Origin of the sequence: Photorhabdus heterorhabditis, from assembly GCF_018448905.1 — a bacterium.
Taxonomy (GTDB): domain Bacteria; phylum Pseudomonadota; class Gammaproteobacteria; order Enterobacterales; family Enterobacteriaceae; genus Photorhabdus; species Photorhabdus heterorhabditis.
In genome coordinates, this window is sequence record NZ_RCWA01000093.1 from 1 (window position 1) to 3,504 (window position 3,504).

Below are 3,504 nucleotides of genomic sequence, written 5' to 3' on the forward strand. Positions count from 1 at the left end.
ATTGGCATATTAACGTCTCCTGTTTATCTTATTTTTTGCAATACAAAGAATATCTTTAAACTGCTATTTCAGCTCCTGACCGGGAATTCAAATGCTCCGAATTAAATTCACATTAACTGGCAAGAGTAAACTTATGCTGACTGGCAATTAATTTTGCCCCACAGGCTGTTTGCATTCCTTCAAGCGCAATCAATTTTCCTTTATATTTTAAAGAGTCAGCACCCTGAACAATAGGAAATACCCCTTTGCATTGAGGGCACTCCACCAAATCTTCTTTACCTGCTACAGGAATACCCTTGTGAGTATAGTCATCAATAGCGGTAATCACTTTACCGCCATGATCTGTCATATCTCCTAATAGAATAACCGCTTTTGCCATTAACGTTCTCCACCGTTTTTCAATTGGTAAATAACATCACCTCCATCACACTTCGGTAATTAATGGTAATAATCCCAGGTTCACTAATTGAATTTCAACATCATTGGATTTATCAATATCGTCCTGATCTCTTCCATCAAAAATACCTTTTTTGGTGACAATCAGAGTACCTACCTGTTCATTATTCTGCTGCACGGGAAGCACATCTTCCGCCATAGGCAGATAGGATTTATCAATAATGCAAGGCTGGTAAAGCATCCAGCCAACACTGAGACGGTCTGGGAAAACTTGTTTGCCTTTTAAGGTATAGCCGTTGGTTTCTACTTGAATATAAGGAAAATCACGGCTGGTCGCTAAATATTTAACTAAATCAATTAATTGGGAAGTATAAAATTTGGTACTGTCAATTCTTAAGTTTAATATTAACCAAACCTTGTTAGGATGATTTGGCTTCGATTTATAATAATCAATGCTACTGGATAACTCATCCTTTTCACCATCCCATATGGCATTATTAAAAAAAGGAAAGCTTTTCTTATATTCTTTTTCAAAGTCTTTGATAGCAACTTCAGTTGGTCCCTGTTCATCAAACACAATATGCTGTAGAGCCTGTTTTCTAGAGTAACCAGTTAAGTACCACGTCTTTTTCTGCCCGAGAAAAATATCAATCTGCCGTGTAATGTGGAATAAATCCATTAACATCGTATTTAAGGTAATAGTTTCCTGTTGTTCATAACGCGCATTGATTTCCAAATTAATTATTGCCATCGTTGACCTCGAATTAAGTTAAACCTTTGCAAGGAGTATAATAAACACTGATATTTTTATGTTCAATAAATAACATTTTAAAATATCCATAACTGACAGGCTGTAAAAAATGCCATTCCACATGAGGCGTTTTATCTAATACATCACATACAGCTTGTTGCCTATCTGCTTGGTTTTTCCCTGATATACGACCTCTCCACCAACTTTTCGGTTTCCCCTCACTATCAAAAAACTGGTCATACCGCGCTTTGGCCTCCAGAAATAAGCAATACGCGGGTCGCCAGCCATCAAAGGTCACTTTCAGGCACTGAAATTCCTGGATCATCTGTATAGTCGGATCATATTTCGTTTGGGCAATAAATCGCTGATAGTTAATCGTGATGGCGCTCCAGCGGCTCACCTTGCGATATTTTTCACTCGTCACCGGAATAGCCAGGCAAGCCTTGCACTCTTTTGTACTCTCCGTTTTTTCACACTCTTCCGCCTTAGACTGGGCCTTCGCCTGAACCGCACTGGTATCAACGGATTCATCCCCTAAATCATCATCCTCCCAAAAATCCGCATGCGCTTCGGCACTCCAGACAATATTTCTGTCTTCATCCGTGATTTCAGGACTTATCACAAAATCCATTTTCTTACGGTGAATATGTTCATCGTCTTCAACCGGTTTTTCTTTACTTGCTTCCATGATGCCGACAGCAATTAGTACTCCAGCACAGGCGCTGGCAACATATTCAGCCGCACCTACTGCGACAGGGGCCAGTAACGGTATTGGCATATTAACGTCTCCTGTTTATCTTATTTTTTGCAATACAAAGAATATCTTTAAACTGCTGTTTCAGCTCCTGACCGGGAATTCAAATGCTCCGAATTAAATTCACATTAACTGGCAAGAGTGAACTTATGCTGACTGGCAATTAATTTTGCCCCACAAGCGGTTTGCATTCCTTCAAGCGCAATCGATTTTCCTTTATATTTTAAAGAGTCAGCCCCCTGAATAATAGGAAATACACCTTTGCATTGAGGGCACTCCACCAAATCACCTTTACCCGCGATAGGAATACCCTTGTGAGTATAGTCATCAATAGCGGTAATCACCTTACCGCCATGATCTGTCGTATCACCCAGCAGAATAACTGCTTTTGACATTAACGTTCTCCACCGTTTTTCAATTGGTAAATAACATCACCTCCATCACACTTCAGTAATTAATGGTAATAATCCCAGGTTCACCAACTGAATTTCAACATCATTGGATTTATCAATATCGTCCTGATTTCTTCCATCAAAAATGCCTTTTTTGGTGACAATCAGAGTACCTATCTGTTCATTATTCTGCTGCACGGGAAGCACATCTTCCGCCATAGGCAGATAGGATTTATCAATAATGCAAGGCTGGTAAAGCATCCAGCCAACACTGAGACGGTCTGGGAAAACTTGTTTGCCTTTTAAGGTATATTCATTCGACTCTACCTGAATATTGGGTAAATTACGGCTCAAGGCTAAATAGCTAACTAGATTAATTAACCGCAATACATCAAGCTGATGACTATCAATATTTAAATTCAATTGCAGCCAAACCCAGTTAGGGCGGACACTTGGCATTTTGCTATAATCTATACCACTAGATAATTCATCATTTTCACCATCCCATATCCCAGTAATAAACGCTGGAAAATCTTTCTTATAATCCTTTTCAAAGTCTTTTATAGCAACCTCAGTTGGCCCCTGTTCATCAAACACAATATGTTTTAAGGCTTCCTTCCGGGAATAACCTGTTAAGTACCAAGTTTTTTTCCGGTCAAAAAATACATCAATTTGCCGTGTGATATTAAACAAGTCCATTAATGCCGTATTAGCAGTAATGGTTTCTTGCTGTTGATAATATACATTGATTTCTAAACGGATTATCGCCATATTGACCTCGGATTAAACTAAATTGTCGCAGGGGGTATAGTGAACACTGATATTTTTATATTTACTAAACAATACCTTAAAATATCCACAACTGATCGGCTGTAAAAAGTGCCATTCCACATGAGGAGTCTCCTCCAGTACATCACAAACCGTTTGGTGCCTTTCTGCTTGATTTCTAGCTGAATAACGGCCTGCCCACCATCTTTTAGGTTTATTATCCTTAAAAAACTGGTCATACCGCGCCTTAGCCTCCAGAAATAAGCAATACGCGGGTCGCCAGCCATCAAAGGTTACTTTCAGGCACTGAAATTCTTGGATCATCTGTATAGTCGGATCATATTTCGTTTGGGCAATAAATCGCTGATAGTTAATTGTGATGGCGCTCCAGCGGCTCACCTTGCGATATTTTTCACTCGTCACCGGAATAGCCAGGCAAGCCT

The 3,504-nt window shown here is 39.5% G+C and carries 6 protein-coding genes; all 6 read right to left on the reverse strand.

Annotated elements, in window-relative coordinates; genetic code table 11:
• Positions 1 to 112: 112 nt before the first annotated feature.
• Positions 113 to 379 (reverse strand): PAAR domain-containing protein, encoded by a 267-nt coding sequence (locus EAE89_RS22480; RefSeq protein WP_214086619.1) that lies wholly within the window; start codon positions 377 to 379, stop codon positions 113 to 115.
• Between the two features lie 45 nt (positions 380 to 424).
• Positions 425 to 1,147 (reverse strand): Imm52 family immunity protein, encoded by a 723-nt coding sequence (locus EAE89_RS22485; protein WP_054481049.1) that lies wholly within the window; start codon positions 1,145 to 1,147, stop codon positions 425 to 427.
• Between the two features lie 13 nt (positions 1,148 to 1,160).
• Positions 1,161 to 1,925, reverse strand: a complete 765-nt coding sequence (locus EAE89_RS22490) for a Tox-REase-5 domain-containing protein (RefSeq protein ID WP_214086620.1) — start codon at positions 1,923 to 1,925, stop codon at positions 1,161 to 1,163.
• Positions 1,926 to 2,029: 104 nt separating this feature from the next.
• Positions 2,030 to 2,296 (reverse strand): PAAR domain-containing protein, encoded by a 267-nt coding sequence (locus tag EAE89_RS22495; protein WP_065823870.1) that lies wholly within the window; start codon positions 2,294 to 2,296, stop codon positions 2,030 to 2,032.
• Between the two features lie 45 nt (positions 2,297 to 2,341).
• On the reverse strand, positions 2,342 to 3,064 hold the full coding sequence (locus EAE89_RS22500) for an Imm52 family immunity protein (protein ID WP_214086621.1): 723 nt from the start codon (positions 3,062 to 3,064) through the stop codon (positions 2,342 to 2,344).
• Positions 3,065 to 3,076: 12 nt separating this feature from the next.
• On the reverse strand, positions 3,077 to 3,504 hold a 428-nt coding region (locus EAE89_RS22505), incomplete at its 5' end, for a Tox-REase-5 domain-containing protein (RefSeq protein ID WP_244866715.1).

Coding starts and splice junctions, on each gene's coding strand:
- EAE89_RS22480 (WP_214086619.1), bottom strand. CDS start 379: ATGGCAAAAGCGGTTATTCTATTAGGAGATATGACAGATCATGGCGGT.
- EAE89_RS22485 (WP_054481049.1), bottom strand. CDS start 1,147: ATGGCAATAATTAATTTGGAAATCAATGCGCGTTATGAACAACAGGAA.
- EAE89_RS22490 (WP_214086620.1), bottom strand. CDS start 1,925: ATGCCAATACCGTTACTGGCCCCTGTCGCAGTAGGTGCGGCTGAATAT.
- EAE89_RS22495 (WP_065823870.1), bottom strand. CDS start 2,296: ATGTCAAAAGCAGTTATTCTGCTGGGTGATACGACAGATCATGGCGGT.
- EAE89_RS22500 (WP_214086621.1), bottom strand. CDS start 3,064: ATGGCGATAATCCGTTTAGAAATCAATGTATATTATCAACAGCAAGAA.